This window comes from Bradyrhizobium sp. BRP23, from assembly GCF_020194135.1.
Taxonomy (GTDB): domain Bacteria; phylum Pseudomonadota; class Alphaproteobacteria; order Rhizobiales; family Xanthobacteraceae; genus Bradyrhizobium; species Bradyrhizobium yuanmingense.
On record NZ_JADYVW010000060.1, the window covers coordinates 1 to 479 of the forward strand.

1 protein-coding gene is annotated in these 479 nt (G+C 49.5%); it reads right to left on the minus strand.

Annotated features, from left to right (window positions below; translation table 11 throughout):
- Positions 1 to 479: TraM recognition domain-containing protein (locus I6F24_RS37340; RefSeq protein WP_225156609.1), on the minus strand; the 479-nt coding region annotated here is incomplete at both ends.

The following is a 479-nucleotide window of genomic DNA, read 5'->3' on the forward strand; positions in this document are numbered from 1 at the left end:
GGATCGCTGCTGCAGCTTTTCTCATCGTCAGGGATGAAGAATGATGCTGATGGTACGGTTTCTCCCCGGAAAATAGAAAAGAACTCGCCAGGATGAAGTTCAATCAACTCCTGAACATTTATCTTGCTTTCCATCAGGATGCTGATTTGTGGGCTGTCAATCCATGATTCACCAAATATGCCGTCCTGACGCTGCAGGTTGTTCATTCTCGCCCTGGCTTCTTCACCGGCGGCGCTTTTCAGCGTTCTGGCCGTACTACCCTCGCTGACAATCCTGCCGGCAAATTTTGTCCCCGTGTTCTGCATCAGTGTTGCAGTATTCGTGGCTGTTGTCTGTCCTTCTATACGTTCCTGGTCCTGTGCCATCAAAATCAGAGCAAAATCCAGTGAACGCACCTGAGTGGCTTCCACAGCAATACGGTCCGTATAGTATGCCCCCACTTCATCAAGGAAACACAGATAAGGGAAACGCCCCTTATA